General features: G+C 69.2%; 27 protein-coding genes, 1 tRNA gene and 1 pseudogene. 13 read left to right on the top strand and 16 right to left on the bottom strand.

Annotated features, from left to right (window positions below):
* Positions 1-175: 175 nt before the first annotated feature.
* From QIT00_RS17935 to QIT00_RS17920, 4 genes are all read right to left on the bottom strand, one after another.
* Complete coding sequence (locus QIT00_RS17935) at positions 176-1,006, bottom strand: MBL fold metallo-hydrolase (protein ID WP_282536293.1); 831 nt, start codon at positions 1,004-1,006, stop codon at positions 176-178.
* The gene (locus tag QIT00_RS17930) at positions 1,003-1,920 is read right to left on the bottom strand and encodes an NUDIX hydrolase (protein ID WP_282536292.1); all 918 of its coding nucleotides are present in this window, start codon (positions 1,918-1,920) and stop codon (positions 1,003-1,005) included. Before QIT00_RS17930 ends, QIT00_RS17935 begins: the two co-directional genes overlap by 4 nt.
* An 84-nt stretch (positions 1,921-2,004) precedes the next feature.
* A complete protein-coding gene (locus QIT00_RS17925) occupies positions 2,005-2,472 on the bottom strand; it encodes a RidA family protein (RefSeq protein ID WP_282536291.1) in 468 nt (155 codons plus the stop codon).
* Complete coding sequence (locus tag QIT00_RS17920) at positions 2,469-2,630, bottom strand: DUF4177 domain-containing protein (protein WP_003975360.1); 162 nt, start codon at positions 2,628-2,630, stop codon at positions 2,469-2,471. Before QIT00_RS17920 ends, QIT00_RS17925 begins: the two co-directional genes overlap by 4 nt.
* 142 nt (positions 2,631-2,772) lie before the next feature.
* On the opposite strand from QIT00_RS17920, the gene QIT00_RS17915 reads away from it, so the two are divergent.
* A complete protein-coding gene (locus QIT00_RS17915) occupies positions 2,773-3,741 on the top strand; it encodes an ArsA-related P-loop ATPase (RefSeq protein ID WP_282536290.1) in 969 nt (322 codons plus the stop codon).
* Positions 3,738-5,114: an ArsA family ATPase gene (locus QIT00_RS17910; protein WP_282536289.1), complete on the top strand. Its 1,377-nt coding sequence runs from the start codon at positions 3,738-3,740 to the stop codon at positions 5,112-5,114. Before QIT00_RS17915 ends, QIT00_RS17910 begins: the two co-directional genes overlap by 4 nt.
* A gap of 29 nt (positions 5,115-5,143) precedes the next feature.
* Here QIT00_RS17910 and QIT00_RS17905 read toward each other — a convergent pair whose 3' ends face one another.
* Positions 5,144-5,515 (bottom strand): WhiB family transcriptional regulator, encoded by a 372-nt coding sequence (locus QIT00_RS17905; RefSeq protein WP_282536337.1) that lies wholly within the window; start codon positions 5,513-5,515, stop codon positions 5,144-5,146.
* Positions 5,516-6,096: 581 nt separating this feature from the next.
* Between QIT00_RS17905 and QIT00_RS17900 the strand changes: the two genes are divergently transcribed.
* Positions 6,097-8,343, top strand: coding sequence for a transglycosylase domain-containing protein (locus QIT00_RS17900; RefSeq protein WP_282536288.1), 2,247 nt, complete (start codon positions 6,097-6,099; stop codon positions 8,341-8,343).
* A gap of 143 nt (positions 8,344-8,486) precedes the next feature.
* Here QIT00_RS17900 and QIT00_RS17895 read toward each other — a convergent pair whose 3' ends face one another.
* Positions 8,487-8,951, bottom strand: coding sequence for a GatB/YqeY domain-containing protein (locus QIT00_RS17895; RefSeq protein ID WP_282536287.1), 465 nt, complete (start codon positions 8,949-8,951; stop codon positions 8,487-8,489).
* An 87-nt stretch (positions 8,952-9,038) separates the two neighbouring features.
* On the opposite strand from QIT00_RS17895, the gene QIT00_RS17890 reads away from it, so the two are divergent.
* Both QIT00_RS17890 and QIT00_RS17885 read left to right on the top strand, forming a co-directional pair.
* Positions 9,039-9,977 carry a metallophosphoesterase gene (locus tag QIT00_RS17890; protein WP_282536286.1) on the top strand — a complete coding sequence of 313 codons (939 nt, stop codon included), beginning with the start codon at positions 9,039-9,041 and terminating at the stop codon, positions 9,975-9,977.
* A gap of 178 nt (positions 9,978-10,155) precedes the next feature.
* A tRNA-Pro gene (locus tag QIT00_RS17885) sits at positions 10,156-10,229 on the top strand.
* Between the two features lie 119 nt (positions 10,230-10,348).
* Here the strand turns inward: QIT00_RS17885 and QIT00_RS17880 are convergent.
* From QIT00_RS17880 to QIT00_RS17870, 3 genes are all read right to left on the bottom strand, one after another.
* Entirely contained in the window at positions 10,349-11,866 is a 1,518-nt protein-coding gene (locus QIT00_RS17880; protein ID WP_282536285.1) for a LacI family DNA-binding transcriptional regulator, read from the bottom strand.
* Positions 11,867-11,893: 27 nt separating this feature from the next.
* Positions 11,894-12,271, bottom strand: a complete 378-nt coding sequence (locus QIT00_RS17875) for a helix-turn-helix domain-containing protein (RefSeq protein ID WP_282536284.1) — start codon at positions 12,269-12,271, stop codon at positions 11,894-11,896.
* Between the two features lie 131 nt (positions 12,272-12,402).
* Positions 12,403-12,960 carry a helix-turn-helix domain-containing protein gene (locus QIT00_RS17870; RefSeq protein ID WP_282536283.1) on the bottom strand — a complete coding sequence of 186 codons (558 nt, stop codon included), beginning with the start codon at positions 12,958-12,960 and terminating at the stop codon, positions 12,403-12,405.
* 249 nt (positions 12,961-13,209) lie between these two features.
* Between QIT00_RS17870 and QIT00_RS17865 the strand changes: the two genes are divergently transcribed.
* The 4 genes from QIT00_RS17865 to QIT00_RS17850 all read left to right on the top strand — a co-directional run bounded on the left by QIT00_RS17865 (position 13,210) and on the right by QIT00_RS17850 (position 17,934).
* Positions 13,210-14,487, top strand: a complete 1,278-nt coding sequence (locus QIT00_RS17865; protein ID WP_282536282.1) for a DUF3631 domain-containing protein — start codon at positions 13,210-13,212, stop codon at positions 14,485-14,487.
* Positions 14,488-14,712: 225 nt separating this feature from the next.
* Positions 14,713-15,438, top strand: a complete 726-nt coding sequence (locus tag QIT00_RS17860) for a DUF2637 domain-containing protein (RefSeq protein WP_282536281.1) — start codon at positions 14,713-14,715, stop codon at positions 15,436-15,438.
* A 274-nt stretch (positions 15,439-15,712) separates the two neighbouring features.
* Positions 15,713-16,222 (top strand): MobC family plasmid mobilization relaxosome protein, encoded by a 510-nt coding sequence (locus QIT00_RS17855; RefSeq protein WP_408909793.1) that lies wholly within the window; start codon positions 15,713-15,715, stop codon positions 16,220-16,222.
* Positions 16,219-17,934: a relaxase/mobilization nuclease domain-containing protein gene (locus QIT00_RS17850; protein WP_282536279.1), complete on the top strand. Its 1,716-nt coding sequence runs from the start codon at positions 16,219-16,221 to the stop codon at positions 17,932-17,934. The genes QIT00_RS17855 and QIT00_RS17850 overlap by 4 nt, the downstream gene beginning before the upstream one ends.
* A 16-nt stretch (positions 17,935-17,950) precedes the next feature.
* Here the strand turns inward: QIT00_RS17850 and QIT00_RS17845 are convergent, their stop codons facing one another.
* From QIT00_RS17845 to QIT00_RS17820, 6 genes are all read right to left on the bottom strand, one after another.
* Positions 17,951-18,667, bottom strand: a complete 717-nt coding sequence (locus tag QIT00_RS17845; protein ID WP_282536278.1) for a hypothetical protein — start codon at positions 18,665-18,667, stop codon at positions 17,951-17,953.
* A 23-nt stretch (positions 18,668-18,690) separates the two neighbouring features.
* A complete protein-coding gene (locus tag QIT00_RS17840) occupies positions 18,691-19,422 on the bottom strand; it encodes a pentapeptide repeat-containing protein (RefSeq protein ID WP_282536277.1) in 732 nt (243 codons plus the stop codon).
* Positions 19,423-19,427: 5 nt separating this feature from the next.
* Positions 19,428-19,631 (bottom strand): multiple cyclophane-containing RiPP AmcA, encoded by a 204-nt coding sequence (amcA, locus tag QIT00_RS17835; RefSeq protein ID WP_282536276.1) that lies wholly within the window; start codon positions 19,629-19,631, stop codon positions 19,428-19,430.
* Positions 19,579-20,736, bottom strand: a complete 1,158-nt coding sequence (gene amcB, locus QIT00_RS17830; protein ID WP_282536275.1) for a cyclophane-forming radical SAM peptide maturase AmcB — start codon at positions 20,734-20,736, stop codon at positions 19,579-19,581. The genes amcA and amcB overlap by 53 nt, the downstream gene beginning before the upstream one ends.
* On the bottom strand, positions 20,733-20,864 hold the full coding sequence (locus QIT00_RS17825) for a hypothetical protein (protein WP_282536274.1): 132 nt from the start codon (positions 20,862-20,864) through the stop codon (positions 20,733-20,735). The genes amcB and QIT00_RS17825 overlap by 4 nt, the downstream gene beginning before the upstream one ends.
* A gap of 62 nt (positions 20,865-20,926) precedes the next feature.
* Positions 20,927-21,433 (bottom strand): ATP-binding protein, encoded by a 507-nt coding sequence (locus tag QIT00_RS17820; protein WP_282536273.1) that lies wholly within the window; start codon positions 21,431-21,433, stop codon positions 20,927-20,929.
* A gap of 242 nt (positions 21,434-21,675) precedes the next feature.
* Between QIT00_RS17820 and QIT00_RS17815 the strand changes: the two genes are divergently transcribed.
* Both QIT00_RS17815 and QIT00_RS17810 read left to right on the top strand, forming a co-directional pair.
* Positions 21,676-22,947, top strand: coding sequence for a helix-turn-helix transcriptional regulator (locus QIT00_RS17815; RefSeq protein ID WP_282536272.1), 1,272 nt, complete (start codon positions 21,676-21,678; stop codon positions 22,945-22,947).
* Positions 22,944-23,456 (top strand): NUDIX domain-containing protein, encoded by a 513-nt coding sequence (locus QIT00_RS17810; protein WP_282536271.1) that lies wholly within the window; start codon positions 22,944-22,946, stop codon positions 23,454-23,456. Before QIT00_RS17815 ends, QIT00_RS17810 begins: the two co-directional genes overlap by 4 nt.
* A 145-nt stretch (positions 23,457-23,601) precedes the next feature.
* Here the strand turns inward: QIT00_RS17810 and QIT00_RS38740 are convergent.
* Positions 23,602-23,778: pseudogene (locus QIT00_RS38740) on the bottom strand (LacI family transcriptional regulator); the annotation flags it as partial.
* A 229-nt stretch (positions 23,779-24,007) separates the two neighbouring features.
* Between QIT00_RS38740 and QIT00_RS17805 the strand changes: the two are divergent.
* Both QIT00_RS17805 and QIT00_RS17800 read left to right on the top strand, forming a co-directional pair.
* The gene (locus QIT00_RS17805; RefSeq protein ID WP_282536270.1) at positions 24,008-25,024 is read left to right on the top strand and encodes a DMT family transporter; all 1,017 of its coding nucleotides are present in this window, start codon (positions 24,008-24,010) and stop codon (positions 25,022-25,024) included.
* Positions 25,025-25,272: 248 nt separating this feature from the next.
* Complete coding sequence (locus tag QIT00_RS17800; protein ID WP_282536269.1) at positions 25,273-26,319, top strand: iron-containing redox enzyme family protein; 1,047 nt, start codon at positions 25,273-25,275, stop codon at positions 26,317-26,319.
* Positions 26,320-26,321 lie beyond the last annotated feature (2 nt).

Below are 26,321 nucleotides of genomic sequence, written 5' to 3'. Positions count from 1 at the left end.
GCGCCCCTGATCAAGCCCTCGTTCGACTGACCCGCCATCGCGGCCGGGCCTTTCGCGCAGTTCCCCGCGCCCCTGATCAAGGCCTCGTTCGACTGACCCGCCGTCGCGGCCGGGCTTTCGCGCAGTTCCCCGCGCCCCTGTCAGGACCCCCTCAAGCGCGCCCTCCAGACCGGCCTCAGATCAGCCCGTGCTCCCGTAGGTACTCCAGCTGTGCCCGTACGGAGAGTTCTGCCGCGGGCCACAGGGAGCGGTCGACGTCCGCGTAGACGTGGGCGACCACCTCCGACGGGGTGCGGTAGCCGTTCTCCACGGCCGTCTCGACCTGGGCCAGGCGGTGGGCGCGGTGCGCGAGGTAGAAGTCGACGGCGCCCTGCGCGTCCTCCAGGACCGGACCGTGGCCCGGCAGCACCGTGTGCACGCCGTCGTCCACCGTCAGGGAGCGCAGCCGGCGCAGCGAGTCGAGGTAGTCGCCGAGGCGGCCGTCGGGGTGCGCCACCACCGTCGTACCGCGTCCCAGGATCGTGTCGCCCGTCAACACCGCCTGGTCGGCGGGGAGATGGAAGCTCAGCGAGTCCTCGGTGTGGCCCGGGGTCGGTACGACGCGCAGCTCCAGGCCGCCGGTCCTGACGACGTCGCCCGCGCCGAGGCCCTCGTCGCCGAGGCGCAGGGCCGGGTCAAGGGCCCTGACCTTCGTACGGGTGAGGTGCGCGAAGCGGGACGCGCCCTCCGCGTGGTCGGGGTGACCGTGCGTCAGGAGCGTGAGGGCGACCCGTTTGCCCGCCTGCTCGGCGACGCCGATGACCTGGCGCAGATGGTCGTCGTCGAGCGGACCCGGGTCGATCACGACGGCGAGGTCGGAGTCCGGTTCGGCGACGATCCAGGTGTTGGTGCCGTCGAGGGTCATCGCCGAGGGGTTCGGGGCGAGGACGTTGATCGTGCGGGCGGTGGCGGGGCCGGAGAGCACCCCGCCGCGCGGCTGGCCGGGAAGGGCGGCGGCTTCGGTCATGCGGAGGGTCCCTGGGCGTTCGGGCCGCCGTGCGCGGCCGGGAGGTGCTGGGTGAACTCGTCGTGGCCGGGCCAGGCGAGCACCAACTCGCCGTTCTCCAGGCGGGCCTGGGCCAGTACGGGGGTCAGGTCGCGGCCGGACGCGGCGGCGAGCGCGGCGCCTGCCTGGTCGTACGCGCCGAGCTGGCGGAGCGTCGCGATGGTCGGCGGCATCATCAGGAGCTCGCCGCGGTCGTATCCGGCGGTGGCGTCGGCGGGGGCGATCCACACGGTGCGGTCGGCCTCCGTCGAGACGTTCCGGGTGCGCTGGCCCTCGGGGAGCGCGGCGACGAAGAACCAGGTGTCGTAGCGACGGGGTTCGAACTCGGGGGTGATCCAGCGGGTCCAGGCGCCGAGCAGGTCGCTGCGCAGGACCAGGCCGCGGTGGTCGAGGAACGCGGCGAAGGAGAGGTCGCGGCGCACGAGCGCCTCCCGGTCGGCCTCCCAGTCGGCGCCCGTGGTGTCGGACACCACGGACCCCTCCGTGGGGCCTGCGAGCAGCACGCCCGCCTCCTCGTACGTCTCCCGCACGGCGGCGCAGACGATCGCCTGGGCCTCCGTCTCGGTGACGTCGAGCCGGGCGGCCCAGTCGGCGCGGCTCGGCCCCGCCCAGGCGACAAGCCGTTCGTGGTCGCGCGGGTCGACGCCGCCGCCCGGATACGCGTACGCGCCTCCGGCGAAAGCCATGGAGGCGCGTCTGCGCAGCATGTGGACGGCGATGCCGCCGGTGGCGCCCTCGGTGTCCTCGGCGCCCTCGATGTCCTTGAGGAGCATGACCGTGGCCGCCCTGCGCGGCTGCACCGGCGTCAGGGTGCCGTCCGCGAGTGCGCGAATACGGTCCGGCCACTCGGGGGGATACCACTGCCCATTCGCCATGGCCGGAGGCTATCCGCTGTGGCGCGGATGTTCGAGGGGCGGACGTGGATCACGACCGCCCCTCGACCTGCTCTGCGGCGGCGGTCAGTCCTCCAGCTCGACCTGGAGCTCGACCTCGACCGGCGCGTCGAGCGGCAGGACCGCGACGCCGACCGCGCTGCGCGCGTGCACGCCCTTGTCGCCGAGGACCTCGCCGAGCAGCTCGCTCGCGCCGTTGAGCACGGCGGGCTGGCCGGTGAAGTCGGTGGCCGAGGCGACGAAGCCGACGACCTTCACGACCCGCTTGATCCGGTCCAGGTCACCGGCGACCGACTTGACGGCCGCGAGGGCGTTCAGCGCGCAGGTGCGGGCCAGCGCCTTGGCGTCCTCGGGGGTGACTTCGCCGCCGACCTTGCCGACCTGCGGAAGCTTGCCCTCCACCATGGGCAGCTGCCCGGCCGTGTACACGTACACCCCGGACTGGACCGCCGGCTGGTACGCGGCGAGCGGAGGGACGACCTCCGGGAGGGTCATGCCCAGCTCGGCGAGCTTGGCTTCGACGGCGCCGCTCATGCCTGCTTCTCCCGCTTCAGGTAGGCCACCAGCTGCTCGGGGTTGTTGGGGCCGGGGACGACCTGGACGAGCTCCCAGCCGTCCTCGCCCCAGGTGTCCAGAATCTGCTTCGTCGCGTGCACGAGGAGGGGCACGGTCGCGTATTCCCACTTGGTCATACGGCCGACTGTAATGCCTGCCTCCGACAGCCCCGCGCGGGCGGGCACCGCGTAGGCGGCGTAACGGACCTCACTGCCCGAACGCGGCGGCGATCCGCCCCGAAGCCTCCGCCGCGCGGGTCGAGGAATTAGGCTCGATCACGTGAGCAGGCTCCAGGTCGTCAGTGGCAAGGGCGGTACCGGTAAGACCACGGTGGCCGCCGCTCTCGCGCTCGCGCTCGCTACCGAGGGCAAGCGGACTCTCCTGGTGGAGGTCGAGGGCAGGCAGGGCATCGCGCAGCTCTTCGAGGCGGAGGCGCTCCCGTACGAGGAGCGGAAGATGGCGGTAGCGCCGGGCGGCGGCGAGGTGTTCGCCCTCGCCATCGACGCCGAGCTGGCCCTGCTCGACTACCTCCAGATGTTCTACCGCCTGGGCAGCGCGGGCCGCGCCCTGAAGAAGCTCGGCGCGGTCGACTTCGCGACGACCATAGCCCCGGGCGTACGGGACGTCCTGCTGACCGGCAAGGCCTGCGAGGCGGTCCGCCGCAAGGACAAGAAGGGGCGGTACATCTACGACTACGTGGTGATGGACGCGCCCCCGACGGGCCGCATCACGCGCTTCCTGAACGTCAACGACGAGGTGGCGGGCCTCGCCAAGATCGGCCCGATACACAATCAGGCACAGGCCGTGATGCGGGTCCTCAAGTCCCCCGAGACGGCGGTGCACCTGGTGACGCTCCTTGAGGAGATGCCGGTCCAGGAGACCGTCGACGGCTTCGCCGAACTGCGGGCCGCGGGGCTTCCGGTGGGCCGGATCCTGGTCAACATGGTGCGCCCCTCGGTGGTCGACGTTCCGGTCCGGACGGATGTGCGTCGTACGGATCTGGCGAAGGCGCTGTCGAGCGCCGGGCTCGGCGGGGCGCGCAAGGGCGGGCACGCGGAGCAGCTGGTCGATCCGCTGCTCGCGCAGGCCGCGGAGTACGAGGAGCGGGTCGCCCTGGAGCGGGGGCAGCGCGGGCTGCTCACCGAACTGGACCTGCCCGTGCACGAGTTGGAGCTGCTCACCGAGGGCATCGATCTGGCCGGGCTCTACCGCCTGGCCACGGACTTGCGCAAGCAGGGGGTCGCATGACGTTGGATCCGGTACCGGTGCTCGATGTCGATCCGCTGATCGACGACCCCACGACCCGGATCATCGTGTGCTGCGGCGCGGGCGGCGTCGGCAAGACCACGACGGCGGCGGCCCTCGGCCTGCGGGCGGCGGAGCGCGGCCGGAAGGTCGTGGTGCTCACCATCGACCCGGCGCGCAGGCTGGCCCAGTCCATGGGCATCGACTCGCTGGACAACACGCCTCGGCGGGTGAAGGACCTCGACGGAGACGGCGCCGGCGAGCTGCACGCCATGATGCTGGACATGAAGCGCACCTTCGACGAGATCGTCGAGGCGCACGCGGACCCGGAGCGGGCCGAGGCCATCCTCAGCAACCCCTTCTACCAGTCGCTTTCGGCGGGCTTCGCGGGCACGCAGGAGTACATGGCGATGGAGAAGCTGGGCCAGCTGCGGGCCCGGGACGAGTGGGACCTGATCGTCGTCGACACTCCGCCGTCGCGTTCGGCGCTGGACTTCCTGGACGCGCCGAAGAACCTGGGCTCGTTCCTCGACGGGAAGTTCATCCGCGTGCTGATGGCTCCGGCGAAGGTCGGCGGGCGGGCCGGGATGAAGTTCCTGAACGTCGGCATGTCCGTGATGACGGGCACGCTCGGCAAGCTGCTCGGCGGTCAGTTCCTGCGGGACGTGCAGACGTTCGTGGCCGCGATGGACACGATGTTCGGCGGGTTCCGCACGCGCGCGGACGCCACGTACCGCCTGTTGCAGGCTCCGGGCACGGCGTTTCTCGTGGTGGCGGCGCCGGAGCGGGACGCGCTGCGGGAGGCCGCGTACTTCGTAGAGCGGCTCGCCGCGGAGGAGATGCCGCTGGCGGGGCTGGTGCTGAACCGTGTGCACGGCAGCGGCGCCGCCCGGCTGTCGGCCGAGCGGGCGCTCGCCGCTGCGGAAAATCTTGACGAGCCTCGCATTGTGGATCAGGAGGACGGGAAGGAAGAACTGCGTAACTCCCCCGAATCCACGGCCACTTCGAGCTCCTCAACGGCTCCTTCGAGCCCTTCCACAGCTCCTTCGAGCTCTCCCACGGCTCCTTCGAGCTCCTCCAGGGCTCCCTCGACCCCTACGACGGATCCCACGGATTCCACGGATTCCACGGACCCCCTGAACTCCACGCAGCCGTCCGAGGCCCAGCAACTCGCCGCCGGGCTCCTGCGGTTGCACGCGGAACGCATGCAGCTGCTCGCTCGTGAGCAGCGCACGCGCGATCGCTTCACCGCGCTGCACCCGGAAGTCCCGGTGACCGAAGTGGCCGCTCTGCCCGGCGACGTCCATGACCTCGCCGGCCTGCGTGACATCGGCGATCGCCTGGCATCCGGCGACCGCCCGGCCGGGGCCGCCTGAGCCGGGGCCCAGGCCTTCCCCCGGCCCGGTTATCCCACGGCGGCGTACGTCTCGTAGTGCTCCTGCTCGTGGACCTCTTCGAGCTCTTCGAGCTCTTCGACGTCCACGGGGAGGATTCCCGCGCTGCGCTCGTATTCCGTACGCGCGGTCTCAAGGAGCCGGCGCCAGGAGGTCACCGTGGGACGCCTGCGCAACAGTGCGCGGCGCTCCCGCTCCGTCATTCCACCCCACACGCCGAATTCGACGCGATTGTCCAGCGCATCGGCCAGGCACTCCGTGCGCACCGGGCATCCGGTGCACACCGCCTTGGCCCGGTTCTGCGCTGCTCCTTGAACGAACAGTTCATCCGGATCGGTAGTGCGGCAGGCCGCCTGCGCACTCCAGTCGGTTACCCAGCCCATACCGGCGCCGTCCTCTCCCGAATCGAGGCTCCCCCACGGCGGCAGCGGCATATTCACCGCCGCCAGTTGAGGACGTTACGGAAGGCGGGCACAGCGCAACACCCCCTTCGGGCCCAATCTTGAATGGCCCGAACGGACTATGCGTAAGCGGCAGATCACCCGACGGAGTGAGCCGAAGACATGCGCGACTATCCCGGGCAAACCAGGACAGTTCAGTTGAGTCACAGCGGACACCAGGTGACGCATGCGGCGGATTCGGGCACCGCTCCGCCGGATTCGGGGACGGCGAAGGGGCCGAACAGCCAGGTCGGGTTCCGCTCAAGTTCTGCATGTGGTCGCGCATGAGCACTTGATGCGGCACCGCACTGCTGTGACAGTGAGAACCAGCTTAGGCCAAGGCGTTACGCCTGTCCGGCGATTCGGAACGTAGGCCTCTCACTAGGGCTTTCGCACGGGCGCTTTGTTGTGTAACGCCGGTGCGTGAAGCCGCTGTAGCCGTACGTGTCATGCGCCGTGGCCCGAACATCCCGAGGAGCACCCGCTCCGTCGGAACACCCTTGACCACGGATTAGGCTGCCCCCATGGGAAACAAGCGCTCGGGCGGAGGCCTGTCCCCGACTCAGCAGGCGGCCAAGTTCCTCGGCGTCAGCGCCCTCGCGGGAGCTGTGCTCGCCGGTATCGCCCTGCCCGCGGCAGGCGCGCTCGGTCTGGCGGCCAAGGGGTCGGTCGAGGAGTTCGACGAGATCCCGGCCAACTTGAAGCGTCCGCCGCTCAGTCAGCGCACGACGATCCTGGACAGCGAGGGCGGCACGATCGCCACGGTCTTCTCGCGCGACCGCACCCTGGTGGACCTCAAGGACATCTCGCCGTACATGCAGAAGGCGATCGTCGCGATCGAGGACTCCCGGTTCTACGAGCACGGCGCGGTCGACATGAAGGGCATCCTGCGCGCCCTCAACGAGAACGCGCAGTCGGGCACCGTCTCGCAGGGCGCGTCCACGCTCACGCAGCAGTACGTGAAGAACGTCTTCGTCGAGGAGGCGGGCAACGACCCGACGAAGGTCGCCCAGGCCACCCAGCAGACCCTCGGCCGCAAGATCCGTGAGCTGAAGTTCGCCATCCAGGTCGAGCAGGAGCTGGGCAAGAAGAAGATCCTGGAGAACTACCTCAACATCACGTTCTTCGGGCAGCAGGCGTACGGCGTCGAGGCCGCGTCCCAGCGCTACTTCTCCAAGTCCGCGAAGGAGTTGGAGCTGGAGGAGGCCGCGCTGCTCGCCGGCATCGTCCAGTCCCCGAGCCGGTACGACCCGGTCAACGACTCGGAGGAGGCCAGGAAGCGGCGCAATGTCGTACTGCAGCGCATGGCCGCCACCCGCGACATCACGCAGGAAGAGGCCGACGCCGCGAAGAAGAAGCCGCTCGGCCTCCAGGTCAGCCGCCCCCGGGAAGGCTGCATCACGGCCACGCGCGGCGCCGGCTTCTTCTGCGACTACGTCCGCAACGCCTTCCTGAACGACCCGGCCTTCGGCGACACCCGCGAGGACCGGGTGAAGATCTGGGACAAGGGCGGCCTGAAGATCAGGACGACACTCGACCCGCAGGCCCAGGAGTCGGTGCAGACGGCCATAAAGGACAACGTCCGCCAGGACGACCAGGTGGCGACCGCGGTCTCCATCGTCGAGCCCGGCACCGGCAAGGTCCTCGGCATGGGCCAGTCACGCCCGTACGGCTACGGACCGAACCAGACATCGATCAACCTCTCCGTGGACAAGCGGATGGGCGGCGGCGCGGGCTACCAGCCGGGGTCGACGTTCAAGCCGATCGTCGCCGCTGCCGCCATCGAGCAGGGCAAGACACCGGCGCAGAAGTACGGTTCGCCGTACGAGATGCCGTACCCGAGTCCGGTGAACACCTGCTCCGGGCAGTGGACGAACACGCAGAACGAGAAGCTCAGCAACGAGAACGAGGAAGAGGTCGGCCCCTACGGGATGCCGGAGGCGACCGCCAAGTCGGTCAACACCTACTTCGTGGAGCTGATCAGCGACATCGGGATCTGCCCGGTGACCTCGATGGCCGAGAAGATGGGCGTCAACCGGGCCGACGGGCAGCAGATGGCGCAGGCGCCGTCGATCGCGCTCGGCACGCAGGAGATGTCGCCGCTCACGATGGCGGCCGCGTACGCGACGTTCGCCAGCCGGGGCACGTACTGCACACCCGTGGCGATCGAGGCGGTCACCGACGCCGACGGCAAGTCCATGCCGGTGCCGAAGACCAAGTGCAACCGGGCCATGTCGCCGAAGACCGCCGACACCGTCAACACCCTCCTCAAGGGCGTGGTCGAGGACGGCACCGGCAAGCAGGCCGGACTCGGCAGCCGCCCCAGCGCGGGCAAGACCGGAACCACCGACTTCCGTTACGCGGCCTGGTTCGTGGGCTACACGCCGAACATGGCCGGCGCGGTCTGGGTCGGCGACCCGCAGCACAAGCGGCAGATGACCGACATCAGCATCGGCGGCAGGTACTACGACAAGGTCTACGGCGGTGAAGTCCCCGGCCCCATCTGGAAGGCGGCGATGTCGGGCGCCCTCGAAGGCAAGGTCGCGCCGGACTTCAACCTCGTCGACCTCCCCAAGGACAAGCCCAAGGGCGACCGGGACGAGGACGAGCACGAGGACGACGACCAGAAGCCGGGCAAGCCGAACAAGCCCGGCGGAGGCAACCCGTGGCCGGACTTCAGGATCCCGCCGGACGTCCTCGGCGGAGGCGGCAACGGCGGCGGAGGCGGCAACGGCGGCGGAGGCGGCGGCCGCTGGCCGCAGCCGCGGTGAGCCCCGTCGGCGGCTGATGTGAGAGAGGGTGCCCCCTGAGCCAGGGGGCACCCTCTTTCCCGTACGGGGCTGGTATCCCGTACGGGGCTGGTACGGACCGCCTTACCGACGCACTGCCGTACCCGCCGTTCCGCCGGTGTGGATCAGCCCGCGAGGAGTTGCTTGACCACCGCGGCGACGCGGCCGCCCTCGGCCTGGCCCGCGACCTTCGGGTTCACGATCTTCATGACCTGGCCCATCGCGCGCGGCCCCTCGGCACCGGCGGCCCTCGCCTCCTCCACGGCCTGCGCGACGATCTCCTGCAGCTCCTCGTCACTCAGCTGCTTCGGCAGGTAGGCCGCGAGCACCTCGCCCTCGGCCTGCTCGCGCTCGGCCTGCTCGGCACGCCCGCCGTTGGCGAAGGCCTCCGCCGCCTCGCGGCGCTTCTTCGCCTCGCGGGTGATCACCTTTTGCACCTCGTCGTCGGAGAGCTCGCGGGCGGACTTGCCCGAGACCTCCTCCTTCGTGATGGCGGACAGGGTCAGCCGGAGCGTGGAGGAGCGCAGCTCGTCGCGCTCCCTGATGGCCGCGGTGAGGTCTTCCTGCAGCTTGGACTTGAGCGTGGTCATGGCCCAAGTGTCGCAGGTGCGCGGCCGGTGGCGCCCGCCGATTTCCCGGCGGTACGACTTCGGCGGCGCTTCTGCAACGATGGGCGTATGCGCGCGCGATACGGAGTACCTCTGGGAATCACCGCGGCCACAGCCGCGGGTGTGGTGTACGCGGCCGGGTTCGAGGCCCGCTCCTTCCGGCTCCGACGGGTCACCGTGCCGGTGCTTCCGGAGGGGATGCGCCCGCTGCGGGTGCTTCAGGTCTCCGACATCCACATGGTGAGCGGGCAGCGCAAGAAGCAGCGCTGGCTCCAGTCCCTCGCGGGCCTGCGCCCCGACTTCGTCATCAACACCGGCGACAACCTCTCCGACCCGGAGGGTGTCCCCGAGGCCCTGGACGCGCTCGGCCCGCTGATGGAGTTCCCCGGCGCGTACGTCTTCGGCTCCAACGACTACTACGGCCCCAAACTCCGCAACCCCGCCCGGTACTTGATCGAGAAGCTGCAGGGGCGGCACGGCCTGAACGGCAACGCTCCCGCGGTCGGCGTCGTCCACAACCCGTGGGAGGACCTCCGCGACGCCTTCGACGCGGCGGGCTGGGTCGGCCTCACCAACACCAGGGGCACGCTCAAGATCGACGGGTACGAGATCGGCCTCACCGGCGTGGACGACCCGCACATCAAGCGCGACCGGTACGCCCGCGTGGCCGGCGGCCCGGAGTCGAGCGCCGACTTCTCCATCGGCGTGGTGCACGCCCCGTACATCCGCTCCCTGGACGCCTTCACGGCCGACGGCTACCCGCTGATCCTCGGCGGGCACACCCACGGCGGCCAGCTGTGCATCCCCTTCTACGGCGCCCTGGTCACCAACTGCGACCTGGACACGGACCGCGTCAAGGGCCTCTCCCGGCACACGGCCGGCGGCCACGACTCGTACCTGCACGTCTCGGCAGGCTGCGGCACGAACCGCTACACCCCGGTCCGCTTCGCCTGCCCCCCGGAGGCGACACTGCTCACGCTCACACCGCGACGGGACTGGCACGAGTGAGGACGCTGCGGCGGGGCCGGCGGGGCCGGCGGGACTGAGGACGCCCTCGCGGGACTGGCTCGGCCGGGGCCACATCCGCCCCGGCCTGGGGCCCCGCCAAAACCGGATTTCGTCTACGAGCGACGGTCCGCTAAAGTAATCGATGTCGCCGCGACGTGGTCACCCACAGCAGCGACATCGGGGTGTGGCGCAGCTTGGCAGCGCGCTTCGTTCGGGACGAAGAGGTCGTGGGTTCAAATCCCGCCACCCCGACAGAGAAACACCAGGTCAGGCCCGGTACTGAGAGATCAGTACCGGGCCTGATTTGCGTCAGGGGGCCAACTTGGGAGCCATTTGGGAGCCGACCTTGAGATTCGGCTCCCAGGGAGCCGCTACTTGAGGGCCGTGGCGCGTGCGCGCAGTAGGTCATTGAGTACGCGCACCGGTGACGTCGGAGACATCGCGAGCCGGGCGTCGAGCGCCGCATCCCACTGCTCGGTCAGGCCGGCCATGAGCCGCTGGCGCATCCCGCGGGTGACGTGGGCGTAGCGCGCCGAGACCGAGCCATCGATATGACCCATGCGCTCATCCATGAGGACCTTCTCGGTGCCGAGGTCCTCCATCATCGTGCGGTGAGTGTGGCGCAGGCCGTGCGGCGTGAGGCCCTTGGCGATCGGGAGCCAGCAGGCGTCCGCCCTAGCAGCTGCTCCTCGGCCTCGGGCCGGGATGCCGGGCCAGGGCTCAACGAGGATCGGTACCGGACGGGCCTCCTGTGGCGCCTTCTTTGGGTACCAGCCGGAGACCGCCGGGGTGAAAAGCCACGTGGCGAAGCCGTTTCGACGCCAGTGGGCCGCGTACTCGGACGTGGTGCCGCCGCGTACGAACCCGAGCTCCGTGATGGCGAGTTCGACGCGTGCGTGGGTGTCCTCTCGTACGCGGTCGGGGTGGTTGAGGACGTTGGACACCGTCCCGGTGGAGACCTCGGCGCGGCGTGCGACGTCGACGAGTTTCGCGCCCTGGTGGCCGCCGATCCGCGCCGCGCCCTGACCTCGGAAGACGTACGTCCTGGCGTGGCAGGGGCAGGGGGTCGGCTTCGTACGGGCGATGTGGTTGGCGACCAGGGCGGACAGCCAGTCCATCGAGTCGATGGTGCGGTAGCTGTCGTCCTTGGGCGGGCAGCGCACCATCTCGCCGGTATCGAGTTCGTACAGCTGCCACTCGACACGGAAAGCGTCGGGGCGTACGAACTCCGTTTCCAGGCCGACGATTTCGCCCCAGCGTTTGCCGGTGTAGCCCTTGAGGACCGTGGCGACGAACTCGTCGTCGCGGCCGGAGAGCAGGGCCGCCCGCTCGGCGGTGAGCAGGATGCCGAGTGCGTCGGTGATGACCTTTTCCGGGCCTCGGTCGCGGGAGCGGCCTGCGCGCTTGCCGCGTCCGCGTCGCCGGATGGCCGGGTTGGACGTGAGCAGGCCCTCGTCGATCGCGTCCTCGAAGATCAGGTGGAGCGTGGAGCGCCAGGTCTTGACGCTCGAAGCCGCGTACGTGGCCCGCTCCTTCTTCTCCCAGAGCTCGACGTCCGTGCGCAGGATGCCCGCGAGCGCCTTGTCCTCGAAGTCGGGGAGCAGATGCTCCTCGATGTGGCGCTTGTAGTTCTGCATCGTCGAGGCGGCCAGGTCCTGGGTGGCGTACCAGCGACTGGCGTACTCGCCGAAGGTTTCCTGGCCAAGCGCCGGGTCGCGCCATTCGCCTCGCCGGTACTTGTTCTCGGCTTCGCTCGCGGCGCGCTGGGCCTCTCCCTTGTTGGCGAACTTGATCGGCTTTCCGTCCTCGCCGACGACGGTGAGGTGCTTGCCGGGCGCGATCTTGTAGCGGCCGCGCCAGTAGTTTCCGCGTTTCTCGCCGAAACCCATGTATCCCTCCCCTTCTTCGTCGTTGTGCTAGGCCGCGGTCCCGTACTGGCTCTGGCGTGCTCGGCGTGGTGGCCGGGCGCGGAGACGAGCCGTGGGAGCGGCGGGTGACGAGGGATGTTGCGGAGCAGGGGACTTGGCAGCCGGAGCCTCGTTCGCTGCTCGTTGCTGCGGCAGGGCAGGGCGGTCCTCGTTCATGCGGATGATCTCCGCGAGGTGTTCGCCAGTGAAGCGGTACGCGCGGCCGACGCGGGTGAACGGGATGAGACGACGGCGGGCTCGGTCCTTGACCCACCAGGCGGAGCAGCCGAGTACGGCGGCGACGTCCTCGGGGACGTAGAGGCGCGGCAGGGCGACCTCGGCGCCCGGAGTCGGAACGGAGGCAGAGGGTATTGCGGGTTGACGCAAGGAGCGAGTCCTCTTCAGGTTGTGGCGGGCGTGTGCGCGGCAACGCTGACCCGCCAGTCGATCGCTAGGGATGTGGGTGAGCCGCCCGGCCTGGAGGTTTGCGGGTCCAGGTCGGGCGGGTTCCTCGGCGGCTATGCCTCGTCGATGGGGTGGGCGTCGCCGTCACCAGGCGGAGGGCCATGCATCTTCAGCATGGTCTTGTTGGCCTCGTCCGCGATGGCGCTCTGGACCATGAGGTCGGCTTCTTCGCGGATGTCGGAGTGCTCGACGAGGTAGGCGTCGAGTGAGTCGCGCGCCTCCGAGAAGGCCATGTTGGCTCTCTGGGTCGCGCGGAACGCGTCCACGACCTCGTCGATGAGCTCCATGGCGCGGGCCTTGGCCGCCAGCTGCGGTGGCCCGACGAGATTGCGCAGGTCGATACCGAGGACCTCGGCGAAGCCGATGGCGTCGTCGAGGTTGATGCGGCGCTTTCCGTTTTCGATCCGCCAGACCGCGGACGGGTTCATCTCGAAGCCGGCCTCGTTGAGCCGGTCGGACAGGGCGTTGGTGCTCCAGCCGCGCGCCTCGCGCTCCACCCTGATGCGAGTCGCGACGTTCGCCTCACCGCTGAGCAGGACGCCCTCGGACGGTTCCTCCTCCGCCACCGGCACCCCCTTCCGTTCGTAGCGATGCACTGCGGTTTGCAGCACAGCCTAAACAGTAGCATCGCTACTGCGAGACGCAAAGCACTTCTGCGATCTGCAATTCCTGTGGCATAGTGGTGGCATCCCACCCCACCGACCTCAGGAGTCCGCACGCCCGCACGTCACATGAAAGAAGCCCCCGGCGATGCCGGGGGCCCAAGCGCAAACCTCTCAACCGCCATCCCTAGCGATCAACCTGCGGAGACCGGGATTGCCGTCCCATATGGCCCGCAAGCAGAGGAGCTGATGCCCAGTATGACCGATGCCCAGCCGAATACGCCATCCTTTCCCGCCGACGCCAGCACATCGTGGCCTCCGGTTGCTGTACCCGGCCAACCGGCCGACTCAGCCGTGCCTCCTGCCGACGAGGGCCCCGACGATGCTCCGGCAGCTGCACCCCTGACCGAGGGAGCGCAGATCCTGAACGACCTTCGGGCGCAGATCAAGCGGTACGTGGCGATGCCGAGCGAGGAAGCCGTCACCGCGGTGGCGCTGTGGATCGCGGCGACACATCTGCAGCGCGCATGGCAGCACGCCCCGCGACTGGCGATAGTCGCTCCGGAGAAGCGGTGCGGTAAATCCAGGCTGCTGGACGTGGTGACCGAGACCGTGCACAAGCGCCTGATCACGGTCAACGCCAGCGCGGCGGCGATCTTCCGGTCGATCGACGGCGACGACTCGCCGACCCTGCTGGTCGACGAGGCCGACACCATGTTCAGCACCAGCAAGGCCGCCGAGAAAAACGAAGAGGTCCGCGGCCTGATCAACGCCGGGCACCAGCGTGGCCGACCGACGCTGCGGGTGTCCGGGCCCGAGCACCAGGTGCAGGAGTTCCCTACCTTCGCCATGGCCGCTCTCGCCGGGATCGGCGACCTGCCTGGCACGATCATGGACCGGGCCGTGGTCATCCGGATGCGCCGCCGCGCGGCAGGCGAGAAGGTGGCATCTTTCCGCACCGGCCGTGACACCCCAGCCCTGAACGCGATCCGCGACCGCCTCCACGCCTGGCTCCAGCCGCTGCACGAGAGGGCGATGGAGATGGAGCCGCCCATGCCGGTCGAGGACCGCGCGGCAGACACCTGGGAACCGCTGGTCATCATCGCCGACCTCTCCGGAGGCGACTGGCCGATGCTGGCCCGCACCGCCTGCCGCACCATGACCGACTACGAGGCCGGCCAAGACGAGGAGGGCGGTCTGCGCACCCGCCTCCTGGTCGGCATCCGCCGTGCCTTCGCCGCCGTCGGGGACCCGGCCGTGCTGGGCACGAAGCACCTGCTGGAGTCCCTCAACGCGGACAAGGAAGCACCGTGGGCGGAGTACGGCGCCAACGGCCTGACCCCGCGCGGCCTGCAGCTGCTCCTGAAGCCGTACGGGATTGGCTCGGCCAACCGCCGCTTCCCTGACGGCACTCAGGCCAAGGGCTTCGCGCGCAACCAATTCCTCGACACGTGGGCGCGCTACTGCCCCGAGCCGAAGTCGGCTGACGAGCCCGCCCAGCCTGCGGAAGCGCCGCTGCCCGGCCCTGCAGCCTGACCCGACTCCACTCGCATCACTCGTCCCCGCGCAGGTCAGCGCGGGGACGAGTGAACAGCCCGCAACGAGTCGTCTCGACATCACCACGTCACTCGTACCTGTGCTGACCAGGCACGCGACGAGTGGTACGAGTCCCAGCACCTCACGGCGGCCACGCCCTGCCCTCCCTTGCGCCGAGGCCGCCGCCCCCAAGCCCACCTGGAGTACCCCCACTTGTTCTCTCGTATGAACTCCTGGATCGCCGCCCTCCGTGGCACCGGTGCGATCCGCGCCGGCATCGCCCTGCTCGCCGGGTTCGCCTTCGCTCTCTCCTACGACGCTCTGCGTCAGATGGCCGTCGCCATCCACATCCGCGGCCTGCTCACCTACGCCTTTCCCCTCGTCATCGACGGGTTCATCGCCATCGGCGTCGGTGCCCTACTCATGCTGCGGACTGCCCCGACAGGCTCTCGTGCGTATGTATGGCTGCTCGTCGGCGCCGCGACCGCGACCAGCATCTGGGCCAACGCCCTGCACGCCATACGCCTCAACCAGCAAGCTCGCCACGGCGATGGCCTACGCCTCGACGACATCACCGTCGGCGGCCTGTCCGCCATCGCCCCGCTCGCCCTGGCAGGAGCCGTACACCTCTACATCGTCGTGCGCCGCCAGGACGTGGCTGATGTGGCTCCGGGCGCGGCCGCAGTGGCTGATGGGCAGCAGGGGGCGGGTGCGTCGGAGGAGCTCATGGCCGATGAGGTCTCCGCCGAGAGGCTCTCCATCGCACGCACGGCCCCACTCGGACGACAGGGCCGCGCCTCCCGCCGCCACATCGAAGCCACCTTCCGCGACCGTGACCTCACCATCGGCCGGAAGGAAGCGGACCTGCTGAAGGGCATCGTCCAGACCGAACTCGACAAAACCAGCGAGCCTCAGCCCGAGCTCAGCCCAGCCGCCGCAGACGCCGCCTGACTCCTTCGGACGAACTGTCCCGAGCCCTTCCGGGCATCCCCGTGACCACAGACGCGGGGATGGCCTGGAGTCCACACCCTCAGGCCCCACACCCCCACCGGAGCACCAGCCCATGCACCACGAACCCCGCGAACTCCCCACCCCAGACCAGCAGATGACCACCAGCATCACGAGCGAAAACAGCGCAGCAAGGTATCCCGCTGGACCGTCCACAGGCCGGCCTCACGGGGAAGCCTCCGCCCCGGGGGTGGCGGAGGCACTCGGGCACCAGGGGGTGCCCGAGGAGGAACAGCCCGCCGACGTCGCCAATCCCGCCGCTGCTTCCGTGCCGCTGCCACGTGCCGCCGAAGTCGCCGCCCTGCACCGCGTCGCCCAGCGCCGCAAGCCCGACCCGAACGGCCGGCGCAAGGAGCGGGTCGATGCCCGCTACAGCGTCGAGGAAAGGGACGCCATCCGCACCAAGGCCACGTCACTGACCCTCAGCGGCGCCCATTACGTGGCCGCCGTCACCCTGGCTCACGTGGAAGGTGATCTCACCGTGCCCGGCCAGCGCACCCAGCTTGACGACTACATCGACGAACTCAACGCCTTGCGCCGCGAGGTCGCCGCGATCGGCCACAACGTCAATCAGATCGCCAAGAAACTCAACTCCGGCGGCCACCCACACCCTGGGGACAGTGCCCTGCTGGCCCAGACCGACCAAACCTTGGATGCCGTCAGCACGGCCGTGCGCCACATCGCGGCAGCCGCGAACCGGGCCGTCAGCCACAAGGCGGCCCGATGATCGCGAAGATCACGGGCGGCAAGGAGACCGCCAACTTGATCCGCTACCTGTACAACACCCGCAAGAAGGGCCACACCGACCCGCACCTGGTCGCCTCTTGGGACGGCTTCGCCCCCGACCCGGGCCGCGCCGACGACTTCGACGCAGCCAAGAGGCGCCTCGTCGCCGACCTCGACTTGCACGTGAAGCAGGCCGAGCGCCTCGGCCGCGCCCCCGAGCAGCACGTGTGGCACTGCTCAGTCCGTGCTGCCAAGACCGACCGTCACCTCAGCGACGAGGAGTGGGGCGACGTCGCCCGCCGCGTCGTGACTGCCACCGGCATCGCGCCGGACGGTGATCCGGACGGCTGCCGCTGGGTCGCCGTACGACACGCACCCGACCACATCCACATCGCCGCCACCAAGGTCCGCGCGGACCTGCGCACCGCCCGCCACTGGAACGACTACCTCACTGCCGACCGCGAACTCGCCGCTATCGAGAAGGAATACGGCCTCTTCCAAGTCATACGCGGGGACCGGACCGCCGCGAAACGGCCCACCCGCGCCGAGCAGGAGAAGGCCAAGCGCGCCGGCCAGGCCCGCACCGCCCGCGAACACCTGCGCACCACGATCCGTACCGCCGTGGCCGCCGCCACCAGCACCGAAGAGTTCATCCGTCTGCTGGAGCACACCGACGGCATCCTCGTCGACGTCAAGCACTTCCCCTCGGGAGACGTACGCGGATACACCGTCGCTCTCCAGGGCGACGTCAACGGCAAGCAGGAGCCGATCTGGTATTCAGGCTCCGAACTCGCCCCGGACCTGTCCCTCCCCAAGATCCGCAAGCGCCTCGACGCCACCGAACCCCAGCGAGGTCCGCGCAGGGTGCATCCGTGGCACCAGGCAACCGCCGCCGCGGAACGCATCCCCCGACGCCTTGAGGAGGCGGACGGCTCGGCCGCTCAGGCTCACCTGGCTGCCTTCGGCGAGGCCCTCGACGTCCTGCCGCTGCTCGCGCCCCAGGCCGTCGGGCTTCAACTCCAGCAAGCGGCACAGGCGTTCGAGCGTGCCACCCGCTCCCGCGTCCAGGCTGAGCACCAGCACGCCCGCGCGATGCGCGGCGCCGTGCGAGCCATGGTCCGCGAGCCCGCGCCCAAGGACGGCGCGCTGCTGGCGATGTTCCTCGACGCGGCGATCCTCGTCGTCATCGCCGCCGCCCGCTGGCACCAGCGACGTCACCACGACCAGCAAGTGGCCGCAGCACACCAGGCCCTGGTCCACCTCCAGGCCGCCTACGAACAGACGGCCGTCGCGCCGCTGACCGTTCTCGCCCAGCGCCGGCCACCCCAACAGATGGTGGAGCGGCACATCGTCCTCATCCGGCAGACAGTGCCCGATCACGCGGAACAGGTCCTGGAGGACTCGAACTTCGACGCGCTCGCAGCCGTACTCGCTCACGCCGAGAAGGCCGGCCACGACCCGAAACAGCTCCTCCAGCAGGCAGCCGACCAGCGCGCCCTGGACGATGCCCGCCGACCCGCGCGAGTCCTGACCTGGCGCGTCGAACGGCTCGCGGCGCGGCCGGCACCGAGCGCGCAAGCTCGTGCGGCGCAATCTCGGAGCACGGCTCTGCCCCGAACACCGGTATCGTCCCCGACCTCTCGGGGCACCGAGTACGGCTCAGCCGCTCTGCCCACGTTCGGAGCGGTGCCTCGGTCGGGCCGACGCCGCTGAGGCTGGAGGGCGCCAGTCAGGCCAGGGATGGGAGCACTCCCCGGGGCCAGTGCCCGAGCCAGAACGCGGCGGTGGATGGCTCCGGCTGGCCCTGGGTGGAGCCGTCGTGCGGGATGAGTTCGGTGGGGGCGATGTAGCCCTCACTGGGCTCCAGGCGGAAGCGGTAACAGAGGACGAGGTGGCCGCTCTCGACATAACGGCGGAGGTCGTTGGTGTGCGGATAGCGGTCGGCATAGTCGTGGTGTACGGCTCGGCAGATGGCGCGGATGTCGAGATCTCCGAGAAGGAGGTAGCGGGTGCCGGGGCCGAGGTTGAGGCAGAGCCTGCGGCGGCCCTGATGTTTCTCGGCGTACGGGAGTCGGTCCCAGTTGTCGACGTGCAGGCCGATGCGGTGGCCACCGGTCTCGTGGTTGGGGGTGGTGGTGAGGGCCGCTGCGGGGGCGGTGGCCTGACCGAGGTGGAGAGCGTCCGGGTCGCCGAGCCGGTCGGTGAGCGTGGCGAGGGCGTCGGCGGGCTCGGGAGGTTTCACCAGTTCGACCAGGGTGGTGTCTTGGGCACGGGCTGCGGTGGCAGTGAGGTCGTGGGCGGTCTCGTCGGTGATCTCTGCCCATGAGGTGGCGGGGATGACGGCTCCGTCTTCGTAGGCCGGCTCTCCGTAGGTCGTGCGGAGCGTGGTGACTTCACATCGCTTCCGCAGGGCCGTGGGGTCGGTGACCGCGATGCGCAGGGTCATGGTGGGACAGGCCCCCTTCGGGGTCAGCGTGGATGGTCGAGGTCCTCGCCATAGGTCACGTCGAGGTCGGTGATCAGGGCTTGTGCGAGGTCTGCCTGCTGGGAATGGTCGATGACGACCTTGGCGAGGTGGGCAACGCCGCGTACGGAGGAGAGGTCGTTGCCGCGCAGGTCGAGGCCCTTGTAGCGGCCTTTGCCGAACTCGGTCAGGCGCAGGGTGCAGGAGTCGAGGACGGCGTCGGTGAGGTCGCAACCGGTGAGGGACACCTCGGTGAGGATGCAGTTGGAGAAGGCGACCGGCCCGGTGGCGCGTACGGCTTCGAGAGTGGCGTAGTCCAGGCGGCAGCCGTCGAAGAGGACGTGGTCCAGGGTGAGATCGCTCAGTGTGGCGCCCATGAGCTTGCATTGGCGGAACGCGACGCGGGAGAGCTTGCTCTCGCTCCACGTGGCCGAGCCGAGGTCGCAGCTGTCGAACTCGACTGAGTGGAGTCGGAGTTGTTCCATCTGGACGCGGCCGGCCCGCAGTCCGCTGATGCGGCCGGTGACGAGCTGGGCGTCGGCCAGGTCGAGTGAGCGCAGCTCGGCACCCGTGTAGTGGAAGTCCTGGAGGACGCCCCGGCCGCCTTCAAGGGACTGAACGTTGGACAGGTACAGGCCCGGTCCGCTCAGGTCGGGCAGGTTCAGCGTGATGCGGCCGATGGTGCGGCTGTCCATGGTGCGGTGCTCCGTCTCTGCGAAGGGGTCGGGGCCAGCCACCGAGGCTACTTCTTGTCCCAGTTGTCCCAGGTCGGGCGGTTGTCGAAGGCAGGTGACGTGTTGGACCAGGTAGGCCGGTTGTCGAACTTGCCACCGAAGGCAGGCGGGCAGGTGCCCAGCAGGGCACACAGGCGGTCAGCCGAAGCTCGGACCAGATCAGCGGCCGTGACGGGGACGGTGGTCGGTGTGGGGTTCGTCGTCTCGGACATGTCGGGTGACTCCTTCGAGGAGAGCGATTTTGGCGGTGGTGCAGTAGGAGGTGCGGGTGCCGTCCATGCGGCCCGCGTGCTCGAAATAGCGGTTGGCTGCGTGACCGCCACCGCAGAAGGCGAAGTAGGGGCACGTGCGGCGGCAGGCGTCCACGCCGCGCCAGAACTCCGGCAGCCAGCTGGTGCGCTGTTCGGCTTCGGAGAGGAGGCCGGCCAGGCTGTGGTGCAGGACGTTGCCGGTGGTGAAGTCACCGAAGCGCGGATCGGTGAACCCGGCCAGCTCCGGTGACAGGAGGACCACTCCGCCGTCGTAGGCGATGGTCGGCAGCGGGTCCCACGCCGCTGATGCCGGTCGGCCGGAGGCTTGGCCCTGCAGGACTGCACGCGCGAAGTCCAGCACCCTTGCCACTTCTCGCAGTTGGATGACGGGCCTTGCCCGCCAGGCCGCCGTGAGCGCCGCCCAGAACTCGGTGGCGCGGGCGGGATCGGGGGTGCGGGTGGTGGTGTTGGCGCCCTCCTGTTCCTCGACGTTGACGCCGAGGGAGTGGCAGCCGAGGTCGGCGAAGAAGTCGTAGAACTCGGCAGCGCGGGCAGGGTCGGGATCGGTGACCACGGCGATGGCGGAGAACGGGATGCTGTGGGCTTTGAGCCGTTCGATGCCGCGCAGAATGACGCGGTGGGCGGGGTGACCGACGCGGGTGACACGACTGCGGTTCATATCGGGCGGGCCGTCGATGCTGACGCCCACGCCCATGTCGTGCTGCAGGAAGAACTCGCACCAGGCGTCGTCGATCAGCACGGCGTTCGTCTGCACGGTGTGCTTGACCCGGCCGAACGGCGCCATCAGCTTGGTCAGATGGAGCCTGCCGACGGACAGCGGCTCGCCTCCGTGCCATACGATCTCGAACCGGGGATCTTCACGGGCCCACTCGTTGACCGACTGCGCCACCGCCTGCGCCACCTCGACGGGCATGAGGTGCTTCTCGTGGCGGAACGGCAGGTAGCAGTAACGGCAGTCGAGCGGTTGGCACAGCGTCGTCGGCTGCATGATCACCGCGCCTGGTACGGAGGCAAGGCGCTCGAACTCTTCGGTCGATGTCGTCATGTCAGCTCCTCGTTCAGCGGATCGGTGTCCGGTGCTGCTGTCGTCGGACGCATCGCGGAATCGAGCGCGCCGGCGGCGGGGGTGTGCAGGATGACGAAGGGCGGGGTGAGCCAGAGCCCGAGAGCCATCAGGACGAATCGCCAACCCGGTTCCTTGATCGACCCCGCTGCCGGGGCTCGGACCTCGGCGTTCACAGCGCGACCGCCATCGCGAATGGGGGCCGCGCGCTTTTCGCGCCCCGCCGGGGCGTCAGAGCCGGCATCCGCAGCCGTAACGGCGTGCTGGCTCCGGTCCGACACACCAGCGCGGTTACCTCGAACTCCGCCCAGACACTCTTGCCACGCTCGGTCGGCTCCCACCCCGTGCGGGCGGCCAGCGCATCGACCAAGGCCAGCCCTCGGCCGGAATCCTCGTCGGCTGTTGCATCGCGCCGCTTGGGCGGTGACGCACCGCCGTCATGCACAACCAGCAGAAGACGCCCCTCCTCGGGCTCGTAGGAGAGCCCGACCGTGATGTGGCCACTGCTGTGCACGACGGCATTGGTGATCAGCTCCGAGGCGACCAGCCGCAGCGACTCTCGATTGTCCGCGTCCAGCGGGACGCCCCAGCCGTCAGCGCGCGCGAGGATGCGGTTGCGGACGGTCGCGACAGCGGAGCAGTCGGGGCTGAAGGTGATCCGGGCGTGGCGAGTGGTCATGAGGAGAACTCCTCGGCCGAAGGGAGAGGGGGAGCGGCTCTGCCTCCGGCCAGGGGAGGTAGAGACAGAGCCGCTGTGTACGCCGCCGCGGAGGCTTCTGCTGATGCTCACTCCGCGGCGGCGAAATTCAGTAAAGGACCGAGACAAGCACCCACGGGACTCCGTCAGGTGACCCCAAGTCGGAGTCACACCTGGCCCGTTGGGCATAGCCTCGATACACGCCGCGCCAGGGGGAAACGCCGATGGGCCGTCAACAGCAAGATCCTCGTCACGTCGTGGCCGGGCTGCTCAGCGACGAGCGGTTCACCGCCGCCTGCGCTGAGCGCGACATGGGAGCACTGTTCCGGCTGCTCAACCACCGGGGCATCAGCACACGACGTATCGCCGCTGCGGTCGACATCACCCAAGGGCGGCTCTACGACTACATGAACGGCAAGAGCCGGGTCGAAAAGCTCGTCATCTTCGAGCAGATCGCAGACGCCTTCCACATCCCCGGCCGACTCCTCGGCCTCGCCGTCCGCCCTTGGGAACCAGCGCCGGCCGGGCATGTGCCTCCGCCGCGCTCCGCACCGCAACTACCCCCGAACGACGATGACTTGTCCGCGATGGACGCCTTCCGCAACGCCGACCGGCAGACCGGCGGCGGCCGCCTCTACGGCGCCGTGGTCCGCCACCTCGGCCACAACATCGCCCCACGCCTCGTCGACGCCGACAGCAGCCAGCAGATCTTCGCCACGGCCGCGGCCATGACCGAGATGGCCGGCTGGATGGCCCACGACTCCGGCCGCGACGACCTGGCTGCCCGCCACTTCAACCGCGCCCTGCCGCTTGCGCGCACCTCCGGCGACGTGTCCCTGGCCGCCAACATCGCCGCCAGCAACAGCCACCTCGCCCTCCAGACCGGTGACCCGGCAGCCGCAGCCCACTGGGCCCGCGCCGGGCTCGACCTCACCGCCCAAGGCCCCCGCATCCCAGCGCTCACCGCCCGCCTCCACACCATGACTGCCAGAGCACTCGCCGCGACCACACCTACTCCGGCAGCCCGCGCCCTCGACCAGGCCCACGAAATCCTCGACACCAGCGCCGAGGCCCAGCATCCCTGGCTGAGCCCCTTCGACAGCGCTGCCCTGGCCAGCGAATCGGCCCTCGTACTCGGCGACATGAAGCGATACGACGAGGCCCTGCACCACGCCGAACGCGCCATCGCCCTACGCCGCTCCGGCAGCCGCGCCCGCTCGCTCGCGCTCAGCCGGATCACCCTGGCCCGCATCCACCTCCAGCGCCAAGACCTGGATGCAGCCGTCAGCATCGGCCACGAACTCCTCGCCGCGGACCCCACGCTCGGCTCCGTGCGGGTCATCCACCAGCTCGACGGCCTACGCGCCCGGCTGGAGCCACACCGCAGCTATCCCCCGGTACGGGAACTCCTGACGCGCTTCGAGGAGGCGAGACGGGCCAGAATGCTCCTGCTCGCCGACATCATCCAGCCGCCCAACAAAGGCACAGCACCATGAGGCCCACCCCAGCAGACCCCGCCGCCTGGAACGCCTACCTCGCCGAAGGCAACGCCACCCAAGCCCGCAAACGCGTCGCCGCCGACGTCATTCTCCGCAACCTCGACGGCCACATCCTGCTGGTCAACCCCACCTACAAGCCCGGCTGGGACCTGCCAGGCGGCATGTCCGAAGCCAACGAAGCCCCCGACGACACCGCCCGCCGCGAACTCAAAGAAGAGCTCGGCCTCGACATCACCATCCACCGGCTCCTGGTCGTCGACTGGGTCACGCCCCACGGGCCTTGGGACGACCAGATCGCCTTCATCTTCGACGCCGGCACTCTCACCCACGACCAGGCCAACACTCTCCGCCCCCACGACGAAGAGATCGCCGCCCTGCGGTTCGCCCCGCCTGCCCAGGCCCACCACATACTCCGTGAGCGCCTCGGCCGCCGCTACTCGGCGGCGCTGGATGCGCTGGCGAGCGGCCTACCCCGATACCTGCGAGACGGCGAACACACCGCATAGCAGCCGGGACCCGGATCACACCCACCGCGGCGCCCAGTCCCAACGGTGAGCTGCGTCATCGGCAACACGTCGGGGCCGACGCCTCCGCTTCACTTGAGACCCCATCAATGCAGACCCGACAACCCGACCGGCGGGCACGCTGGCACGCGACATCGACCAGCTTCGCGCCCTGGTGGCCGCCGGTGCGCGCTGTGCCTTGCCCTCGGAAGACGTACGTCCTGCCGTGGTAGGGACAGGACATCGGCTTCGTACGGGCGACGTGGTTGGCGACCAGGTCGGACAGCCAGTCCATCGAGTCGATGGTGCGGTAGCTGTCGTCCTTACGCTCCACGCCTCACGAACTGCAGACGCCATGGTTGACAGCGAGGTGACGGAAGTTGCTGTCGGCGCCCGTAGGTCACCGGTAGGGTGATCACATGCAGCTCTTTCTGACTCCTCCGCCGCCCGCCGCTTAGGCGGGCACCATTTCCCAGCCGCCCTGGGCACCCCAGGGCGGCTGCGTTGAGTGCCCACGACGACATCGTGATGGCAATCAAGCGAGGAGATCTTCGTTGCATTCCTCTTTTCCCCTGTCTTACCGGCAGGGTGTCCTGTATGTCGCGATCGCGGCCACCGCGTGGGGCACCGGCGGTGCTGTTGCGGCCGAGTTGTACGGCGTCGGGAACATCGGCCCCGTCTCCGTCTCCTTCTGGAGGTTCCTGACGGGGCTCGGCCTGCTTCTGACGGCTCACCTGGTCCGGCGGGCCCGTCGCCCTCAGACAGTCGTTTCGCTGCGCGCGACGTTCTTGGCGAACAAGCGCAGGTTCCTGATCACCGGCTTCGGTCTGGCGGTGTATCAGACCGCCTATTTCGCTGCGGTCCAGCAGGCCGGGCTGACGGTGGCCACTGTGGTGACACTCGGCTCGGGTCCGGTGCTCGTCACCGTTGGGGCTCGACTTCTGCTGGGCGAGCATGCCGGTGCAGCCGGGGCAGCCGCCGTGGCGGGCGGTGTCGTTGGCCTGGTGCTGTTGATGGGCGGCGCCGACGGCAGCACGGGCCCGGCCCCTCTGCTGGGGATCGGTTATGCGCTGCTGTCCGCCGCCGGGTACGCGGGCGTGACGTTGCTGGGGCGTGCGTCCGGCCGCAAGAAGTCCGGCGGCGCATTCGAGTCGACGGTCATGGGCTTCGCGGTGGGCACGATCTGCTTGCTGCCGCTGGCCTTGTGGGAAGGGCTGCTGCCAGACATGGAGCAGGCCGTATGGACGGTGACGCTGATCGGCTACCTGGGGGCGGTTCCGACAGCGCTGGCGTACACGCTGTTCTTCGCCGGGCTCGGCGTCGTTCGGGCGTCAACGGCCTCCGTGGTCGCCCTGGTCGAGCCCCTCACCGCCGCGGTCATCGGCATCTCCGTGTTCGGTGAGCGGCTGAACGCCTTCGTCGCCACAGGCACGGCGCTGTTGATGGGCGCCGTGCTCCTCCTCGTGGTTGGTGAGCGGCCGGCCCGGGCACCGGCCCGCAAGCCCCTCGAAGCAGAGGCGGGCTGCCACGACGACGCGCCGTCATATTCAGCCAGGCAGACCAAGGACTGAGACGACATCACGTCCGAAGGGCGGGCGGTGGGCCACTCGCCCTGCCGCCCGCCCTGTTGTCTTTCTGCTGGTCGTTGGTGAGAAGTGGGGCCTGCGCGCGAGAGTTCTTTAACGGGGCCCATGGTCTGTCAAGACCCCTGATCCAGCCCAACTTCCGCCAGGCATAGATCTCCTGATGGGCGCCAAGTTAGCGTTGATCGAAATCACTAGAGCGTGCCCCTGGCATAGGCCAGATAACAGGAGGCGACATGGAAACGGGTGCAGAGGTATCGGGTCAGGCCGGCTTGGCGCCGTATCCGGTGGTCGAGGAGGTGTCCTCCCTTCTCAATCGACCGGCCGATGAGATCGATGCTTCGGTATCCCTCGGGGAGCGGGCTGATTTCAGCACTCGGGTCAGCGAACTGAATGCGAAGTCAGCTGCAGGTGACCCGGCGGCCTTCTATGGCCAGCAGCTTTTGCTCTCCCGGATCTACGGGCTCGTCACGCAATTACCTGAGGGCCCAACCGCCGAGGGGTCGATCGTCGTCCAGGAGGTGCTCCGCCAGCTGGAGCAGGCCACCATCGCGGCCGAGGACGGCATGCTGGAGTCCGGAATCCTCGACGCCGCGCCGGCCGAACCCACTGCGTTCCTCTCCTGGCTGAAGAAGCTCGCCAAGGAACACCGGGTCTACAAGCACCCCTACTACCGGGAATTCATCCGCGACCAGGCCACGGCTGACGATTTGCGTCACTACGTGATCCAGGAATCGGTCGTAGATGGACGGTTCGACGACCTGCTCGCAATGATGCAGGTCGGCACCAGCGGGGCTGCGAAAATGGAGATAGCCGAAAATTTCTGGGACGAGATGGGAAACGGGGACCCCTCGCAGGTCCACACCCACCTCTTCAACCAGATCTATGAGGTATTCGATATTTCGCCGGACGAATTGGAGCGTTCACTCACCGCGAACGCCCTTCTCTCCGGAAATCTCGCGGTACTCCTCTGCCGATACCGGAACCTGTACGCCGAGGCCGTCGGGTTCCTCGGCATGACCGAGTGGCTGGCCCCTGACCGCTTCGTGCAGGTCGTCCACGCCTGGGACCGGCTGGGGCTGCCCGACATCGGCATCGTCTACCACAAACTGCATATCACGGTCGATTCCCGTCACGCGGCGGGCTGGTTCCACAACGTTGTTGTACCGGCAGCCGAATCGGAACGCATGCGGCGCGCGATCGCCCGGGGAACGCTGTGGCGGCTCAACTCCTCGGCGCGCTACCTCGACGAGCGCATGCCCGAACTGGCCTCTCACCGATAGAC

The sequence above is a fragment of the Streptomyces luteolus genome (assembly GCF_029968015.1).
GTDB lineage: Bacteria > Actinomycetota > Actinomycetes > Streptomycetales > Streptomycetaceae > Streptomyces > Streptomyces luteolus.
Note: the sequence above shows the minus strand (reverse complement) of the source record. Positions and strands in the feature narration are given on the sequence as shown.